Below are 16,857 nucleotides of genomic sequence, written 5' to 3'. Positions count from 1 at the left end.
ATGCGGAGGTCGTCCTGACCAGCTCACAGACGACTCTGCCCGCCAAAGCGACATGGTCCCGCTCAGGGCGTCTGCTTCTGTCAGAAGAATCGGTTTTTCGGCCTTTGAAGCCCCAGATGTTCCCGAAGTGTTGTGCCCTCGTAATCACTCCGGAAGCGGCCACGCCGTTGCAACTCGGGGATCACCCGCGTCACGAACTCGTCCAGTCCCCCCGGCAACCACGGGAACATGATGTTGAACCCGTCGCATGCGCCTCCGTCGATCCAAGCCTCCATGTCGTCGGCAATGCTCTCAGGGGTGCCCTCGAAAGCCAATCCCCAGTAGCTTCCCGCGCGCGCCGCGAGTTCGCGAATGGTGAGACCTTCTGCCGCCATGTCGAGCACGGTTTGCCGTGAAGTCTTGCCGGCGTTCGTTTCGGGGATCTCGGGCAAGGGGCCGTCTGGATCGTAGCCCGAGACGTCGAAGCCCAGCATAGCAGAAAGCGAGGAGATGCCACTGTCGTAGTGGACAAGACTGTCGAGATGGGCGCGCTTCGCCTTTGCCTCTTCGATGTCGTTACCGACAAAGACCAGTGCGCCAGGCAGGACACGCAGGCCGTCAGGATCGCGTCCGAACGCTGCCATCCGGCGGTGCAGATCATCACGGTAAGCGCGGCCGCTCTCGATGGTCTGGGCGGTACTGAACACCACTTCGGCGGTTTTGGCCGCAAGATTGCGACCGGCCTCGGATGCGCCGGCCTGCACGATCACCGGATGCCCCTGCACCGGGCGGGCGATGTTCAGCGGCCCCCGAACCGACAGGCTTGGCCCCTTGTGATTTAACACATGCATCCGGTCCGGATCGAAGAACACGCCGCTTTCGCGGTCCCGGATAAAGGCGTCGTCGGCGAAGCTGTCCCAGAGGCCCGTTACAACCTCGAAGAATTCCTGTGCACGGACATAACGGTCGTCATGGTCAAGCTCGGTGTCGTAGCCGAAGTTCAGAGCCGCGTCGGGATTGGCTGTGGTCACGATGTTCCATCCTGCACGCCCGCCGCTGATGTGGTCGAGCGAGGCGAACCGCCTCGCGATGTGATAAGGTTCGTCAAAGGTGGTGGAGGCGGTTGCGACGAGCCCGATCCTGCTTGTGACCATCGCAAGCGCGGACAGCAGGGTGAATGGCTCGAATGACGTCACCGTATGGCTGCGCTTCAGCGCCTCCATCGGCTTGTTCAGCACGGCGAGATGATCGGCCATGAAGAAGGCATCGAACTTCGCCGCTTCGAGTTTCTTGATATAGTCGACCAGCGCCGGGAGGTTGAAGTTGGCGTCGGCTAACGCCTCGGGATGCCGCCAGCCGCCCGTATGGATGGAAACGGGCCGCATGAACGCCCCGAGATGTATCTGCCTTGGCTTGGACATATGCTGGCTTCTCCGCTTGTTGCCCTCCTCTAGTCCGAGGCGGGAAGTCGTTGTCAGTCGTTGTCAAACGCGTACGACAACCTTCCCGACCTGCGTGTTGCTTTCAAGATGCTCAGGGGCAGCTGCTATCTCGGTGGCCTCAAACACTTGGTCAATCTTTGCCCAAAGCTTCCCAGACGTCAGGCCTGCAGTGAGAAACTTCTTCGCGCATCCGCACTTTGCATCATCGGCGGTGATCTCGAACAGTTCGTAGCCCCGGATCGTCAGGTGCTTGCCCAGAAAGCGAAGCGGCACGGGTATTCAACGTTTCGCGGGACACGGTTCGGAAGATGATGTCGTTTTCGGTTCCGCCGGGCTACCGTCGGACGATCGAGGTCCGGCGCCCGAAGCTCGATCCGTTTATCCCGATCATCGAGGGTTGGCTGGAGGCGGACCGGAGCATGCCGCGCAAGCAACGGCATACGGCGAAGCGGGTATTTGACCGGCTTCGCGAGGAATATGGCTTTACCGGCGGCTACACGATCATCAAGGATTACATCCGGGAACGTGAGCGGCGAGGCCAGGAGGTGTTCGTGCCGCTGTCGCATCCGCCGGGCCACGCTCAGGCCGACTTCGGCGAGGCGTTGGTCCGGATCGGCGGTGTCGAGCAGAAGGCGCACTTCTTCGTGCTGGACCTCCCGCACAGCGATGGCTGTTACGTCCGGGCTTATCCTGCAGCAGTGGCCGAGGCTTGGGTGGATGGCCACATCCATGCCTTTGCGTTCTTCGGCGTGGTTCCCCAGTCTGTGCTCTACGACAACGACCGGTGCCTTCTGGCGAAGATCCTGCCGGATGGCACCAGAAAGCGTGCCTCGCTGTTCAGCGGGTTCTTGTCGCACTACCTGATCCGCGATCGCTACGGCCGTCCGGGTAAGGGCAACGACAAAGGGGATGTCGAAGGTCTGGTGGGCTATTCGCGGCGCAACTTCATGGTGCCGATGCCGGAGTTTGCCACATGGGACGCATTCAACCTTTGGCTGGAAGAACAATGCCGCAAGCGCCAACGCGCTATCCTGCGCGGCGAAAGCGAGACGATCGCGGAGAGATTGCAGCGTGACCTTGCTGCGATGCGCCCCCTCCCGGCGGCGGCGTTCGAGGCCTGCGATCAGGACAACGGTCGTGTCTCGTCGCAATCGCTCGTGCGCTACAAGACCAATGATTACTCGGTGCCGGTCGCGCACGGTCATCAGGATGTCTGGATCCGGGGCTATATCCATGAGGTGGTGATCGGCTGCCGGGGAGAGGTGATCGCCCGCCATCCCCGATGCTGGAATCGCGATGAGTTCGTCTTCGACCCGATCCATTACCTTCCGCTGATCGAGTAGAAGATCAACGCGTTGGATCAGGCGGCCCCGTTGCAGGGCTGGGACCTGCCGGAGGAGTTCGCCACCTTGCGCCGCCTGTTGGAGGTGCGGATGAACCGACAGGGTCGGCGCGAATATGTCCAGGTCCTGCGGCTCCTGGAGGCCTTCGATCTGGCAGACGTGCGTGCGGCAGTTCTCCAGGCTCTCCGGATGGGGGCGCTCAGCTTCGATGCGGTGAAGCATCTTCTCCTATGCCGGGTGGAACGCCGACCACCACGACTGGACCTCGACTTCTATCCCTACCTGCCGAAGGCCACGGTCGAAAAGACCAGAGCCGGGTCTTACATGCGGCTGCTGTCGGGCGACGCGGAGGATGCGGCGTGAGTGATGCCCCGGAAATCCTGCTCGCCCATCACCTCAAGGCGCTGAAGCTGCCGACATTCCTGCGCGAGCATCAGAAGCTTGCCCGCCAGTGCGCGGCGGAAGGGCTGGACCATGTCCGATACCTGGCACGGCTTGTCGAACTCGAACTGATCGATCGGGAACGGCGGATGGTCGAGCGCCGCATCAAGGCTGCGAAGTTTCCAGCCGTCAAAAGCCTGGACAGCTTCGACTTTGCGGCCATCCCGAAGCTGAACAAGATGCAGGTTCTGGAGCTGACCCGGTGCGAATGGATCGAACGTCGTGAGAATGTCATTGCCCTCGGCCCGTCCGGCACCGGCAAGACCCATGTCGCCCTCGGCATCGGGCTGGCCGCTTGCCAGAAGGGCCTTTCTCGTCGGCTTCACCACCGCCGCAGCCCTGGTCAGCGAGATGATGGAGGCCCGCGATGAGCGCCGTCTGCTGCGCTTCCAGAAGCAAATGGCGGGTTACAAGCTTCTCGTCATCGACGAGCTCGGCTTTGTTCCTTTGTCGAAGACGGGTGCCGAATTGCTGTTCGAGCTGATCTCGCAGCGCTATGAGCGCGGATCGACCCTGATCACCAGCAATCTGCCCTTCGATGAATGGACTGAAACATTCGGCTCCGAGCGTCTAACCGGCGCACTCCTCGACCGATTGACCCACCACGTCAGCATCCTCGAGATGAACGGCGAAAGTTACCGCCTCGCCAACAGCACTGCCCGTAAACGGCGCTGATCGCCATCCAGATACCTGTTACCGACTGGACCTGACGGGCCGGTGCGCCATGGCACGCGCCGGCTATGTGGGAAGCCCTCGCGCCATGGCGCACACCCTCACCAACTGGCCTGGTTTTGCTCCGCCGCCGTGGCCGACTTTGGCGCCGCCGTTGACAATCGGGACGATCGGCGCAAATAACCACGGCCCGCGGTTGCAGATGGGTGAAAGACCTGTGGCAGGTCACTTATATTGCTCGATAACATGATGAAATGCCCCTACCCCCATATTATCGAGCTTTGTAAAAGGCGTTTCACGTGTCGCCTGACGTCTGGGAGGCCAAGATAGCTTTGGCAGGGCAAGACCGAAGGCCCTTCTATAATTGAAGGGCAGAGAACCTATGAGCGATATTATTCGACATCAAATGATGCCGCGATGCCCGGCCGAGGCGGCTCGGAAACCACCACAATAAACGTCCCCGTCATTGGTTGGATGCACCGCCCACAAGATTATCGATCCTCAATCCTCTGCCTGTCGAGACGATAGACCCGTGCCCTGTCCGGATCGACATGTCGGGGAAGGCGATACTGAAATGACCTCTGCTCACCTCCGGGAACCAGCAGCCCCGAATCCTCCAGCAGCTTCACCGCCAGGCTGGCCGCCATGCCGTCCGCGATCTCCGTCCGGAAGGCCTCCATGCCGAGGTAGATCCAGCGTGCATCACACCAGCCAATGGCGTCCGGATCCGGCTCGGCTCCGGGGGGGCACAGGCGGTGGCAGTTGCGGCGCAGGTATCCGACCAGACGATCGGCCATGGACTCCGCGGTCGAGGGCGGACGCGCGGCATAGGCCCGGTGCCAGATCGTCGCGATCTCGACCAGCGCCTCCGCCGCCATGCCCTTCCGCCAGGGCAGAACGCCGAGTCTGCTGCCGATTTCACCGGCGGCCGCGACCAGGGCCAGACAGGTCAGAACGCGCAGCACCGGCCCTTCTTTCGCATTCGCGGGCAACCCAATCGCCGCCAGCATCGCGGTGCGCAGGCGCGTAATCATCGGGGGCAAGGTCTCCTCCATCAACCTGTGCCTCGCGACAACGCTCCGAACGAATGCCGGCAAGACATGCCCGTGGTGCTCTCTGGCCCCTGCCTGAAGAGCTTCGGCAAAGGCATGCCCCGAACCATATTCGTGCAAAGATTTGAAGAGACCGAACTCCCATGACCGCGCGGGAATATCGATCAGGCGGACGCCGATCCCTTCCGGCATCTGGATCCGGGCGGTGGCCAGGATCTGGGCGATTGGTTTCTCCGAGGTCGAGAGCAAAACCGTCCGCCAACGCATCGTCTCCTCGCGCATCAGCTTGCAGTTGCCGCGCCCGCGGCCCGTGCCGTTGCCGATCATATAGAGGGCTTCGATAATGGCGGGTGATGGCTGGGCCGGAAACTCGTCCAGCATCAACGCGCCGTCGTGGGCCTGTTGACAGGTAAGCTCCAACGCGGTGTTCGTCGCATTCCAGCGATCGAGTTGCGGGGGGCCGATACAGCTTTGCGCGGCAATCAAAGCGGTGGTCTTTCCCGAACTCGTCGAGGCGTGAAGGTTCGTCCCCAGCGTCTCGAGCCTGGCGTATTTCAGGAGGGGACCGGCAAGAACCGCGCAGATGGCACTGATCAGCGCAGGGTTGTCAGCAGCCATACGACCCACGGTGGCTTGCCATCCTTCCAATGACCCTGACGGCGGGACCGCGCTGCGGGCGTGGGTCAGCTCGATGTCGTCGTCACGCTGCGCATCCGCCGCGATCAGTCTGCCGTCCGGCAACAAATACGCGGGTTCCGCACCCGTTTCCTCCAACCAGCCGGGACGCGACACCGACAGGATCCGGCGGGCATCCACGGGCCATTTACGGATCAACTGAATGATGTCAGTACGATTGCCCTCGATAGCGAGCCCCGCCGAGATCAGCTGCGCACAAACGCTACGCGGCCTGTTAAGGATATCGGCCTCGGAGATGGTTTCGCGACGCAGATGTCCGTCGCGATCGAGATAGCGGATACGGCGGCTCCAGTGCTGACCCTCGCCGTCGCGGATCAAAGCCTCGACGCGCAACGGGCCGCACATCGGCACCCACTCATCATCCATGCCGCCATACCCCAGCATCTGCTCGCGGGGAAGATGGGTCCAGAACGGCGGGAGTTCCTCGCGCATAGTGACCAGAAAAGCCGCGATATCCGGGTCCTGATGAAGGGGGTCGAACCGAGGATCGACCGTCTCTTCTGGAACCGTTTCCAAGGGAGCGATCCGCTCGGCCCCGGTGGACGTGGTCACGGTCTCGGAATGCGCTTCGCGCGCCTGCTCGTCGATAGAATTATGATCCGGCATCGTTTTTCCAAATAGAACGCAGCGTTGCGCCATCTCCGACATGATCCTCCATGACGGGATACAAGTCAGCGTCGGCGCTGCGGGATAGTGTGGACAACGGCCTCGGACGTGCGAATTTTGGGGACAACCTGGGTGCGCAATTGCGATGAGCCGACGAACACGGGAGGCGGCGGGCATCGCAAGTCAGAAAATCTGGAGAATTTCCCTCTGCCGGTTACTGGTCCGTTGGACCTGTTGGACCTGTTGCACCGGGCTGGGGATGCAAGGTGGCGCGGATATGGACTGTGGCGCGGTAGCGGTCCGAGAATCCAACTGGTCCAACGGCCCAGAACAGAACATGCTGTGAACCTAGGATCCGGCGGGGAATTTATCTGTGACGTTGCACTCCCGTGCCAGGCGCCGGAATTACCATCAAACTCGAAGTCACTCGTCGAAAGTATAGAGTATCCTACCCGGTTCAGATTTTCTGGGTTTTCATCTCCAGCCATTCAATCAAGGCTCGGCGGATCATCTCAGGGCGAGTGGGTAGATCTGCCTCATCGCGGCGGCGCTCATCTATAGCCTCTATTAGATCGCGCGAGAGACGGAGCGTAAGAGCTTCCGTATCTTTTTTCGGGGGTGCCATAACAATATTGCCATTATGATGTTGACATTGAAATGGCAATATCACATATTGTGCGGGCAGAGACAAGAGATCCTACCCTCTTGCCCCGCCCTAACCATAAAGATCTTTCGAGGAGATCACTCATGGCTATTCACACGCTTATCATTTCGCCGCGCCATTCGGAAGCGGCGCCATCGTTTCGCCCCTCCCCCGTCACTGTTCTGTTTGGCGCCATGATGCGCAATCTCTCCGCCTATGTCGAAGCGGAGCGCGACCTCGAGCATTGTGGTAGTTGGGATCCAGCGTGCGACATGTGGATTCGCGATGCCGAGCACGCCCGGACCCACGTTTTGGACGCGATCGCCAGCCTGCGTGGTGCACCAATCCGTCGCGCTGAAGATCTGCCTCTCCGGCGCTGCGCTGCCGTGGCACAGATGGTGATCGAAAGTGATAGCCCGAGGCATGTCCGAGATATTCTCCTCTTGCCCGACCGTTTTCCCCATGCCTTTCGATGCGCCAGCAATGGCCCCGTTGCACGGCGCGTCGATCTCATGGTCGCGTCGTTTCAACACCATCTGCATGCCCTTGGGGCTCTTGCGGATATCATGGACACGGTTGAGGCGGACTGTTGCACGACGGAGCCGGACGCGCCCGAGACCATGCTGGCCCCCACCGCCTGACCATCCTGCAGACCTGACAGCATTTGCCTGCTGCACATAGCAGGCGATCTCGCTGTGCGCCCACACCATTCCTTCTGTCAGGGGTATCCGGCCGCGCCCTTCGTGTGCCTGCCACGCCCCCAGCTTCCCCTCATCCTGTTTTCAGGAGGACTTTCCATGTCCAAGACCATCCTCACCTCGAATGCGTCCCCGAACCTGCTTTCGATTTCTGAACTCCCCCTTGTCATTCATCCGGGTCCGATCCACGAGCACTGGACCCAGGCGGCGCGCGGCAAAGGCTTCGACCTGATCGCCCGCGTCCGTGATCGCCTTCATGTCGCACTGCGCTGCCATGCCTGCGGCGGGGTCCATGCCGCGCGCCATTCGGTTGTCATGTCTGCGCAACCTTTGTGCCCGCATTGCATCGAGGCCCGTTGGCGTCAGACAGCCCTGACCGCTGGCTTGATCTGGCTTGGACGGGATACTGCTCATCGGCATTACGGCCGCTATGGGCTGCCCTGTGGCCATGAGTCACGTCGGCAGTTCAAGTTCGTTGAACGCATGGCCTTGGGCGAAGTGGCGGCCCGCTGCGACGCTTGTCTCATCGCGCGTGAAGACGCCGAGGCCCAGAGGTTCGGCTGGACGCGCCTGGGGCGCGACCTCAAGGGCAATGCATCGTATCGCCATTATCTCCACGCATGCGGCCACACACAGCGTATCGCGGTGGGGAACATGAAGTGGGGGCAATGCGATTGCTCTGGCTGCGGGCAATCCTGGACTGCCAAGCCATCCTTTATCTACTTGCTCGACATCCGCCACTTTGGAACGGGAAGACACTTTCTTAAGCTCGGGTATTCGGCGCATCCCCTGAAGAGACACAAACACCAGCTCGGGTTACCGAAAGAGGCAGTTGTCGAGGTCCTCCGGGTCGTGGCGATGCCCACCGGACATGAAGCCTGTGCCCGCGAGAAGGCTACCCATGCGGACCTTCGGCGCACCCATCCGGAGTCCCTCGTTCCGCATCCGGAATACGCGGATCTGATGAATGTCGCGTCCGAGGTCTATAGGCCTGAGAGCCTGCCCCTCCTCCATGAGAATCTCAACCGGATCGAGGCGGATATCGTGGATGCGGCCCGCATCCGGGGTCCGGATCTTGTTTCCACTCTGTCGCGAACAGCGGGCCCCACCGATCCGGACGCCATGCCGGACAACCTGAAGGCGCATCCGTTGACCGTATCGGCCCGCCGGATTCCGGCGCGAACCCGCGCCCGGCGCAAGCCGCTGCCTAGGACCTCACCGCGGGATCGCTCTCCGATGCTGCGCCGCCATCCGGGCCGCCCCGGATAAGGCCGCCGGCCCGGTGTTTCCGGATCACGGCTGACCCTATGCCGACGGATCCGGATGACCCTGAGAACCCGCGCCGGAGCCGCATCTTTCCGTGATCCGGAGGCCAAGCCAGGCTGCCGGACTGCCGGAGCGATCTGCGGCGCGCGTCCCGGACTCCGGATCCCATCGGCCTGAACAGAGCTGAGCCTACGAGGCTTCCGGGTTTTCGTTCGCCCCAGATACGACACCGGTGCCGCCATTCACCGCGTGGGATAAGACCTCCCGCCGTGCCCCCCTTATCGCCATCCGGAACGCCGGATGGTTTGCCCCATCACACCCGGAGTCCCGCCATGACCCAGACAACCTCAATCACGCCCAGCAACTCCGAGTCCAATTCCGGATCCCCCAATTCACCCATCTGGCTTCCCTTTGCACATCATGCCATCAACAACTTGCAGGCCGACTTGGCGGCCCGGCTGACGCCTGCTTGGGATCCGTCCCTCGACCCGGACGACATGGACCTGCCCGAACTCTTGGTGACCACAATGTCGCCTCCGGGGTCGGCCGCACTCAATGAGCTGAACCGCAGTCCGACGGCGCAGAACATCTCCCCGGAGGAACACGACGCCATCGCCGATGCCAGCGGCGATCCCGCAGCGACCGCGTCGGATGGCACGTCGCAGCCCCGAATCCGGTTGCCGTCGGGCAAGCTTATCCCGCTTTTGCGCCTGGTCGCCAGCATTGGCGATATTCCGGATCGCGATGCCATGCTGGCTTCGGGTGCGATCACCGTATTTGAGCGCGTTCCGGCTGATCTCATCCACATGCTGCAGAAGCTGCTGCCGCTCCTGTTGCCGACGGGCTGGTCACCGGCCATGTCATTGGGCCGTCTCCCGCAGGATAAGCCATACCTGCTAGTGCTGAATCCCGAGCCCATGAACGGCAAGGTTTCGGAACGCGCGGAGGCCGCATTTGCGGATGATCTCGCGCGGGCTGTCGATATGCGCGCCCCGATCCTGATCTTGCTGCCGGAGGAAGCCAAGGGTCTGACAATCCCGCAGCAGGCGCCGGTCCAACGCCGGATCTTTGCGCCTTTGTCAGTGGACATCCTGATCGCCGCCCTGCGCGCCACGCACAGTGCGACAGGTCGGATCGACGAGGCAGCGGTGCGCAATGTCCTGACCAACGATGCCGCGCTTTCAAACCTCGATGCGCTGTCCCTGAGCCTCGCCATGAGAGCGCCCACCGCCAAAGCAGTAGCCGAACGGGTCGCCGCCCTTACGGCAGTTCCACGCATCGCCGAGGACGGCCCCTGGTTGGAAGACATTCACGGCGATACGCCTGCGCTGCGGGCGGCGCGTCAGATCGTGCGCGACCTGCGCGCATGGAAGGCGGGTGCGGTCGCGTGGGCCGATCTGACGCGAACGCTGTTGCTGTATGGCCCGCCCGGCACTGGCAAGAGCTGGATTGCCCGCGCCATGGGCAATTCGGCGGGGTTCAGCGTCGTCACCGGAACGTTTGGCGCTTGGCAGGCTGCGGGCCATCTGGGCGATATGCTGCGCGAGATGCGCAGAAGCTTTGCCGAGGCGCGCAACAAGGCACCGTCCGTGCTGATCATCGACGAGATCGATGCGGTAGGCTCGCGCGAAGACCGTGATCAGCACAACCGGAGCTATCGCACCCAAGTGATCAATGCGTTTCTGGCGGAGATGGACGCAATCGCGCGCGCGGAGGGCGTTGTGGTCGTTGGCACGTGCAATAATCCCGACATGATCGATCCAGCCGTTTTGCGCGCGGGCCGGATCGATATGAAGGTCTCCGTGCCGTTGCCCGACGCTGATACACTCTATGGCGTGTTCCGACATTGTCTGCCGGACTGGACCGAAGCTGACCTGCGTGATCTTGCCGCCCGTGCCGTGGGGTGCTCGGCAGCGGATGTCGACGCCGTCATCCGCCAGGCACGGGCCGCCGCCCGCGGGGCCAAGCGAGATCTCGTCATCAATGATCTACGGAACGTGTTCCGCCTCACACATGATCCGGCAATCGATCGCCGCGTCGCCCTCCATGAATGCGGCCACGCCATCGTCTGCGCCGCGCTGGATCTTGGTCCCGTAAAGAGGGTCTACTTGGATCGCGACGGGGGCGGCGGAACCGTTTTCGATACTGACGCCAAACATGGCGTGCTCGCCGACATGCAGAACCGGATGGCGCAACTTTTGGCGGGGCGCGCTGCGGAACGGCTAGTGATGGGCGACGTCTCCGCCGGAGCAGGAGGTGGTCCGGACTCTGATCTGGCCATGGCGACGGCCATCGCCTCCGGGATCCAGATGCGCTATGGGCTGGGAGGATATGGCCCGGTCTGGAACACAGACCCCGAGGCACTTCTGGCGCACGACTCCGATGCCTTATTCCGGGTCAGGCGCGAACTCGAGAATGCCGAGAAACGCGCAACGCAGATCCTCGCCCTTCACCGCCCCCTTCTGGAAAAGATGGCCGAAGCGCTGATCACCACGCGCGATATGGATCAGGCCGAAGCCCGAAGCTGGCTCGCGCGCCTGCGCCCTACAGCACCGGACGAAGACCCACGCACGCGCGTCGCGCAGCAATCCCGATAGATGCAGACAACTGCGCCAGCCCCGGGCGTTCGCCCGCGACAGCGAACCCGTCACCACCGAACAAAAAGACAAAAACGAAGAAGAGCGGCGGAGCCGCCTTTCAAATACCCAAGACCAAAAGCCGCACTCCTTGCGGCGGGTCCCATCCGCCGCCCACTCCATTCCCCCGGCACAAAGAAGAGAAGACGAGAAAGAACAAAAAACAAAGAACAAAGACTGGGAAGATCCACCAGACAAAATCCTTCGCCGTCGACCGAGTGTCGATGGTCCATGACTGCCAACCCATGCGCGCGTCTTGCAGTCCGATTTGTTTCAGAACGACGCACACCTGCCCTCGATACAGGAGAACGACATGACAGTATTGTCCGCACATGAGCGCTCCTGGCTTGATCGCGCCCTCATCTCGATCATCGCCGCCGAAGTCGGTCCGTCCGCCGGAGACCTGGAACACGCACCGGAGCTCGATCTCTGGCGGCCGCAGATCAATGTCTTCGGCGAGTTGGTGCTGGAAGGTAACGTGTGCGGCCATCCGACGTTGGGGGACAAGGCCATCATCACCTCACCCGTCATTGCTCTCGATCCCGACGGACGCTGGGTCCGAACAGTGTCGCGCTGGTATCGACTCCAGCACCACGATCCGCGGGTGGGACATGTGCATCGCGCCCATCCTTACCTCGCGCCGTTCTTGCCGCCCGACCGCGCACAAATCGAACGTCGGTTGGAGGTCTATATCGAGTGGCTCAGAGAGATGGACGCGCACGATCGCCAGGCGCGAGGCCGCGCCGACAAAGACGGCCATCGATGACAGCCTTGCCGCTGGATAGTCAGCCTTGGGGCATCTGACCCTGCCCTCGCGAACGCGGCAAAAAAATCCGGATAATTCGCCCCCGAGGTTCTGCGGTGCTTGGCAATCACCCCGACAGCCATCGGAATGCGGTCATCGCATCATCCAGCGACCCGACGTTGTCTCTCGGCCACCCTATGAAGAATGAGATTTCCGCTTTTCAGGCAGGTTATCCACATTCACGAGCCCAGAGATCCGTGTTTCCAGCTTAGAGAGCCTCACCCATGCCGTATGATCATCTGAACAGCCGCGGGACCGCCCGCACCCAGGATCATCATCAGCAAACGTCGACAGGCCCTGCCCTGCGGCGCAGGGAGCAACTCGGCCCATGGCGCGAGACCGGAGAAAGAATGCCGACAAGGAGGGTGCCGCGCAAGCGGCAGCCGTCCCGTCGGTATCTCCCGGCTCCTGTGTTATGGCTACTTTGGCCGACACCCCCGGCACGCCCCTTGCCGGGACTCGGCAGGTATCGCACCCTCGGGATCACCTGCTCGCCCTGGTCCGAGCCCTGGCGCGCGATGCCGCTCGCGCCGATCACCTCAGTGAGCAGAGACACGGCAGTGACTGACTTCCCTCCCCCGCGCGAAGCGGAGATTTCCCCATGACCATCCGCGTGGCCCTCTACGCTCGCTATTCCACCGACCTGCAGAATGCCGCCTCCATCGAGGACCAGATCCGGCTATGTCGCGAACGCGCGCTGCGCGAGGGCTGGCAGATCGTCGGCACCTATGAGGATGCCGGACTGTCGGGTTCGAACATGATCCTGCGCCCGGGTCTTCAAAGGCTTTTGCGGGACGGCCGCGATCGTCGCTTCGACCTCGTGCTGTCCGAAGCCCTCGACAGGATCTCGCGCAACCAGGCCGACATTGCCACCATCTACCAGAACCTGTCCTTTGCGGGCGTGACCATCCTGACGCTGGCGGACGGTCAGGTGAACGAGATGCATATCGGCCTGAAGGGCACGATGAATGCACTGTTCCTCAAGGACCTCGCGGCCAAGACCCACCGGGGCCTGCGCGGCCGTGTGGAGAAGGGCAAGTCCGGCGGCGGCAATGCCTTCGGCTACACCGTCCTGCGCCATATGGGCGAGAACGGGGAGATCCGGCGGGGCGACCGTGAGATCAACGCGGAGGAGGCTGCCATCGTGCAGCGTATCTTCACCGCCTATGCCGAGGGGATGTCGCCGGGCCGGATCGCCGATCAGTTGAACCGCGAAGGCATTCCGGGACCCCGTGCGGGCAAATGGGACAAATCCACCATCCACGGCAATCCCAAGCGCGGCACCGGCATTCTGAACAACGAGATCTATATTGGCCGCCTGGTCTGGAACCGCCAGCAATTCGTGAAAGACCCACAGACCGGCAAACGGCAGCCGCGCCTCAATCCCGAAGCGTCCTGGATCATCACGGAGGTGCCCGAGCTGCGCCTTATCGACCAGACCGTCTGGGAGGATGTGAAGGCCCGTCAGCAGGGCCGGAAGATCGAACAAACCGACAAGGAAGCCTGGGAACGGCGCAAGCCGCGCTTCCTGCTCACGGGCCTGGTCAAATGCGGGTGCTGCGGCGGTGGCTTCTCCACCATCGCCAAGGATCGCTTCGGCTGCAGCAATTCGCGCAACAAGGGCACGTCCGTCTGCAGCAACCGCACCGGCATCTCTCGACAGGAGCTGGAGGGCCGGATCCTGATCGCCCTGTCGGATCGGCTGATGGATCCGGACCTCGTAAAGGTCTTCGCGGAGGAATACATCGCCGAGCGCAATCGCCTAGCGGCACGCCACACCGACGACCGCGCGGTGAAGGAGAAGGAGCTGCAGAAGGTCATCAAGGAGCAGGACGCGCTGGTGAACGCCCTGCTCTCCGGCCTGCCGCCCGACCGGATCAAGGCGAAGATGGAACAGCTGGAGATCCGGCAGAAGCAGCTGGAGCGGGACGTCGCCGCGACCCCTGCCCGGGCCGCCACCGTGCGGATTCATCCGAAGATGGCCGACACCTACCACGACCGTATCCGCGGACTGATCACCGGACTGTCGGACCCGGATCGGGAGAGCGAGGCGCGGGAGGCGATCCGGGGCCTGATCGACCGGATCGTGGCGACACCGGTGGCGACGTCGGGCAAGCGCAGCCAGCTCGAACTGACGCTGCACGGCGACCTGGCAGGGATCTTGGTGATGAGTCTTGATCTGGACCTGATGTCCGGACATCAAAAAGCCTCCCAGTTACGGGAGGTTGATGAAAGTGTAGAATTTCTGGTTGCGGGAGCAGGATTTGAACCTGCGACCTTCAGGTTATGAGCCTGACGAGCTACCGGGCTGCTCCATCCCGCGACGTTTGCGCTGCGATTATTTTTGTGCGGCGCTGTTTTTTGATCTTGTGAGGGTTTGTTCTGAGAGATTGGGTTCTTTTCAGGTTTGGCGGTGACCTACTCTCCCACGTCTTAAGACGCAGTACCATTGGCGCGACGGCACTTAACGGCCGAGTTCGGGATGGGATCGGGTGTTTTGCTCGTGCTATGACCACCAAACCGGAGAAGAACCCATTCCCTGGCGGGAGCCAGGGAGGTTTCACAACATCAGGGACATGGTTTTTCATGTCGCTTGTTCAAGTCGGTGTTTGCTTTTGATCCTGCTTTTTCTGGATCAAATCAAGCCTATCGGGCAATTAGTACCAGTCAACTGAATGCGTTACCGCACTTACATCTCTGGCCTATCGACGTGGTGGTCTTCCACGGCCCTCAAGGGAGACCTTGTTTTGAAGGGGGCTTCCCGCTTAGATGCCTTCAGCGGTTATCCTGTCCGAACATAGCTACCCAGCACTACCGTTGGCACGATAACTGGTCCACCAGTGGTTCGTTCACCCCGGTCCTCTCGTACTAGGGGCAACTCTTCTCAAGTCTCCTACACCCACGGCAGATAGGGACCGAACTGTCTCACGACGTTCTAAACCCAGCTCACGTACCTCTTTAAATGGCGAACAGCCATACCCTTGGGACCTGCTCCAGCCCCAGGATGAGATGAGCCGACATCGAGGTGCCAAACGATGCCGTCGATATGGACTCTTGGGCATCATCAGCCTGTTATCCCCAGAGTACCTTTTATCCGTTGAGCGATGGCCCTCCCACTTGGGACCACCGGATCACTATGGCCGACTTTCGTCTCTGCTCGACTTGTCAGTCTTGCAGTCAGGCTGGCTTCTGCCATTGCACTCAACGACCGATTTCCGACCGGTCTGAGCCAACCTTCGCGCGCCTCCGTTACAATTTGGGAGGCGACCGCCCCAGTCAAACTACCCACCACGCAGGGTCCCGGATCCGGATAACGGACCGCGGTTAGACATCAAGAGTGCGAAGGGTGGTATCTCAAGGATGGCTCCACGGGAACTGGCGTCCCCGCTTCGATGCCTACCACCTATCCTGCACATCACAATCCTGATGCCAGTGCGAAGCTATAGTAAAGGTTCATGGGGTCTTTCCGTCTAACCGCGGGAAGTGTGCATCTTGACACACAGTTCAATTTCGCTGAGTCCACATCAGAGACAGCGGGGAGATCGTTACGCCATTCGTGCAGGTCGGAACTTACCCGACAAGGAATTTCGCTACCTTAGGACCGTTATAGTTACGGCCGCCGTTTACTGGGGCTTCAATTCGGAGCTTGCACCCCTCCTTTTAACCTTCCAGCACCGGGCAGGCGTCAGACCCTATACGTCGCCTTACGGCTTCGCAGAGCCCTATGTTTTAAGTAAACAGTCGCCACCCCCTGGTTTGTGCCCCCCACACACACTTGCGTGCACGTGGGGCCTCCTTCTCGCGAACTTACGGAGGTATTTTGCCGAGTTCCTTTGATGTGGTTCTCTCAAGCGCCTTGGTATTCTCTACCAGTCCACCTGTGTCGGTTTAGGGTACGGTCTCATGGAGGGCTATTTCCAGGAACCTCTAAGCAGCCCGTTCAATCCGATAAGAACGAACTACCCTCGAGATCCGTCACTTCCTCCTGGCCCAGGAATATTAACCTGGTTCCCATCGACTACGCCTTTCGGCCTCGCCTTAGGGGCCGGCTTACCCTGCTCAGATTAGCTTTAAGCAGGAACCCTTGGACTTTCGGCGACAGGGTCTCTCACCCTGTTTGTCGCTACTCATGTCAACATTCTCGCTTCTGATCTCTCCACCGGATGCCTTACAGCCCGGCTTCACAGAAAGAACATTGTCTGCGCTGCCCGAAGGCAGAACAGACAGCGTTCTATATCACAGAACGCTCCGCTACCACGCATATCGCTATGCATCCTGAGCTTCGGCTCGTGGCTTGAGCCCCGTTACATCTTCGCCGCAGGACAGCTTATCTAGACCAGTGAGCTGTTACGCTATCTTTAAAGGATGGCTGCTTCTAAGCCAACCTCCTGGTTGTTTTGGCCGTCCCACATGCTTTCCCACTTAGCCACGAATTAGGGGCCTTAGCTGCAGGTCAGGGTTGTTTCCCTCTTCACGACGGACGTTAGCACCCGCCGTGTGTCTCCCGGATAGTACTCTGCGGTATTCGGAGTTTGCTTAGACTCAGTAAGGCTGTGGGCCCCCATCATCCATGCAGTG

At 61.2% G+C, this 16,857-nt stretch carries 9 protein-coding genes, 1 tRNA gene, 2 rRNA genes and 2 pseudogenes (1 of these 14 only partly in view); 7 read left to right on the top strand and 7 right to left on the bottom strand.

Annotation, left to right across the window (positions count from 1 at the left end; all coding sequences use genetic code 11):
• Positions 1-80: 80 nt before the first annotated feature.
• Both JX25_RS12265 and JX25_RS12260 read right to left on the bottom strand, forming a co-directional pair.
• Entirely contained in the window at positions 81-1,364 is a 1,284-nt protein-coding gene (locus JX25_RS12265) for an LLM class flavin-dependent oxidoreductase (protein ID WP_241557952.1), read from the bottom strand.
• A 99-nt stretch (positions 1,365-1,463) separates the two neighbouring features.
• Complete coding sequence (locus JX25_RS12260; protein WP_128255389.1) at positions 1,464-1,694, bottom strand: zinc-binding dehydrogenase; 231 nt, start codon at positions 1,692-1,694, stop codon at positions 1,464-1,466.
• Here JX25_RS12260 and istA point away from each other — a divergent pair.
• Positions 1,688-3,127 (top strand): annotated as a pseudogene (gene istA, locus JX25_RS12255) (IS21 family transposase); the annotation flags it as partial. The gene JX25_RS12260 and the pseudogene istA sit on opposite strands and share 7 nt — an antisense overlap.
• Positions 3,124-3,880 (top strand): annotated as a pseudogene (gene istB, locus JX25_RS12250) (IS21-like element ISPve1 family helper ATPase IstB). The pseudogenes istA and istB, both read left to right, overlap by 4 nt.
• A gap of 488 nt (positions 3,881-4,368) precedes the next feature.
• On the opposite strand, the gene JX25_RS12245 reads toward istB, so the two are convergent.
• Positions 4,369-6,273, bottom strand: coding sequence for a DUF927 domain-containing protein (locus JX25_RS12245; protein WP_241557951.1), 1,905 nt, complete (start codon positions 6,271-6,273; stop codon positions 4,369-4,371).
• 415 nt (positions 6,274-6,688) lie between these two features.
• Positions 6,689-6,856 carry a ribbon-helix-helix protein, CopG family gene (locus tag JX25_RS12240; protein WP_128255489.1) on the bottom strand — a complete coding sequence of 56 codons (168 nt, stop codon included), beginning with the start codon at positions 6,854-6,856 and terminating at the stop codon, positions 6,689-6,691.
• Between the two features lie 122 nt (positions 6,857-6,978).
• Between JX25_RS12240 and JX25_RS12235 the strand changes: the two genes are divergently transcribed.
• From JX25_RS12235 to JX25_RS12215, 5 genes are all read left to right on the top strand, one after another.
• Entirely contained in the window at positions 6,979-7,515 is a 537-nt protein-coding gene (locus JX25_RS12235) for a hypothetical protein (protein ID WP_128255388.1), read from the top strand.
• Between the two features lie 156 nt (positions 7,516-7,671).
• Positions 7,672-8,841 carry a hypothetical protein gene (locus tag JX25_RS12230; protein ID WP_128255387.1) on the top strand — a complete coding sequence of 390 codons (1,170 nt, stop codon included), beginning with the start codon at positions 7,672-7,674 and terminating at the stop codon, positions 8,839-8,841.
• Between the two features lie 329 nt (positions 8,842-9,170).
• Positions 9,171-11,435, top strand: coding sequence for an AAA family ATPase (locus tag JX25_RS12225; RefSeq protein WP_128255386.1), 2,265 nt, complete (start codon positions 9,171-9,173; stop codon positions 11,433-11,435).
• A 352-nt stretch (positions 11,436-11,787) separates the two neighbouring features.
• Positions 11,788-12,240 carry a DUF6634 family protein gene (locus JX25_RS12220; protein ID WP_128255385.1) on the top strand — a complete coding sequence of 151 codons (453 nt, stop codon included), beginning with the start codon at positions 11,788-11,790 and terminating at the stop codon, positions 12,238-12,240.
• Between the two features lie 640 nt (positions 12,241-12,880).
• Complete coding sequence (locus tag JX25_RS12215; RefSeq protein WP_128255488.1) at positions 12,881-14,569, top strand: recombinase family protein; 1,689 nt, start codon at positions 12,881-12,883, stop codon at positions 14,567-14,569.
• Here JX25_RS12215 and JX25_RS12210 read toward each other — a convergent pair.
• The 3 genes from JX25_RS12210 to JX25_RS12200 form a co-directional block, all read right to left on the bottom strand.
• A tRNA-Met gene (locus tag JX25_RS12210) sits at positions 14,526-14,602 on the bottom strand. The genes JX25_RS12215 and JX25_RS12210 overlap by 44 nt on opposite strands.
• A gap of 82 nt (positions 14,603-14,684) precedes the next feature.
• Positions 14,685-14,799: ribosomal RNA gene (gene rrf / locus JX25_RS12205) — 5S ribosomal RNA — on the bottom strand.
• Positions 14,800-14,915: 116 nt separating this feature from the next.
• Positions 14,916-16,857 (bottom strand): 23S ribosomal RNA (locus tag JX25_RS12200); it runs 884 nt beyond the window's last position.

Origin of the sequence: Falsirhodobacter deserti (assembly GCF_004015795.1) — a bacterium.
Taxonomy (GTDB): domain Bacteria; phylum Pseudomonadota; class Alphaproteobacteria; order Rhodobacterales; family Rhodobacteraceae; genus Falsirhodobacter; species Falsirhodobacter deserti.
Note: the sequence above shows the minus strand (reverse complement) of the source record. Positions and strands in the feature narration are given on the sequence as shown.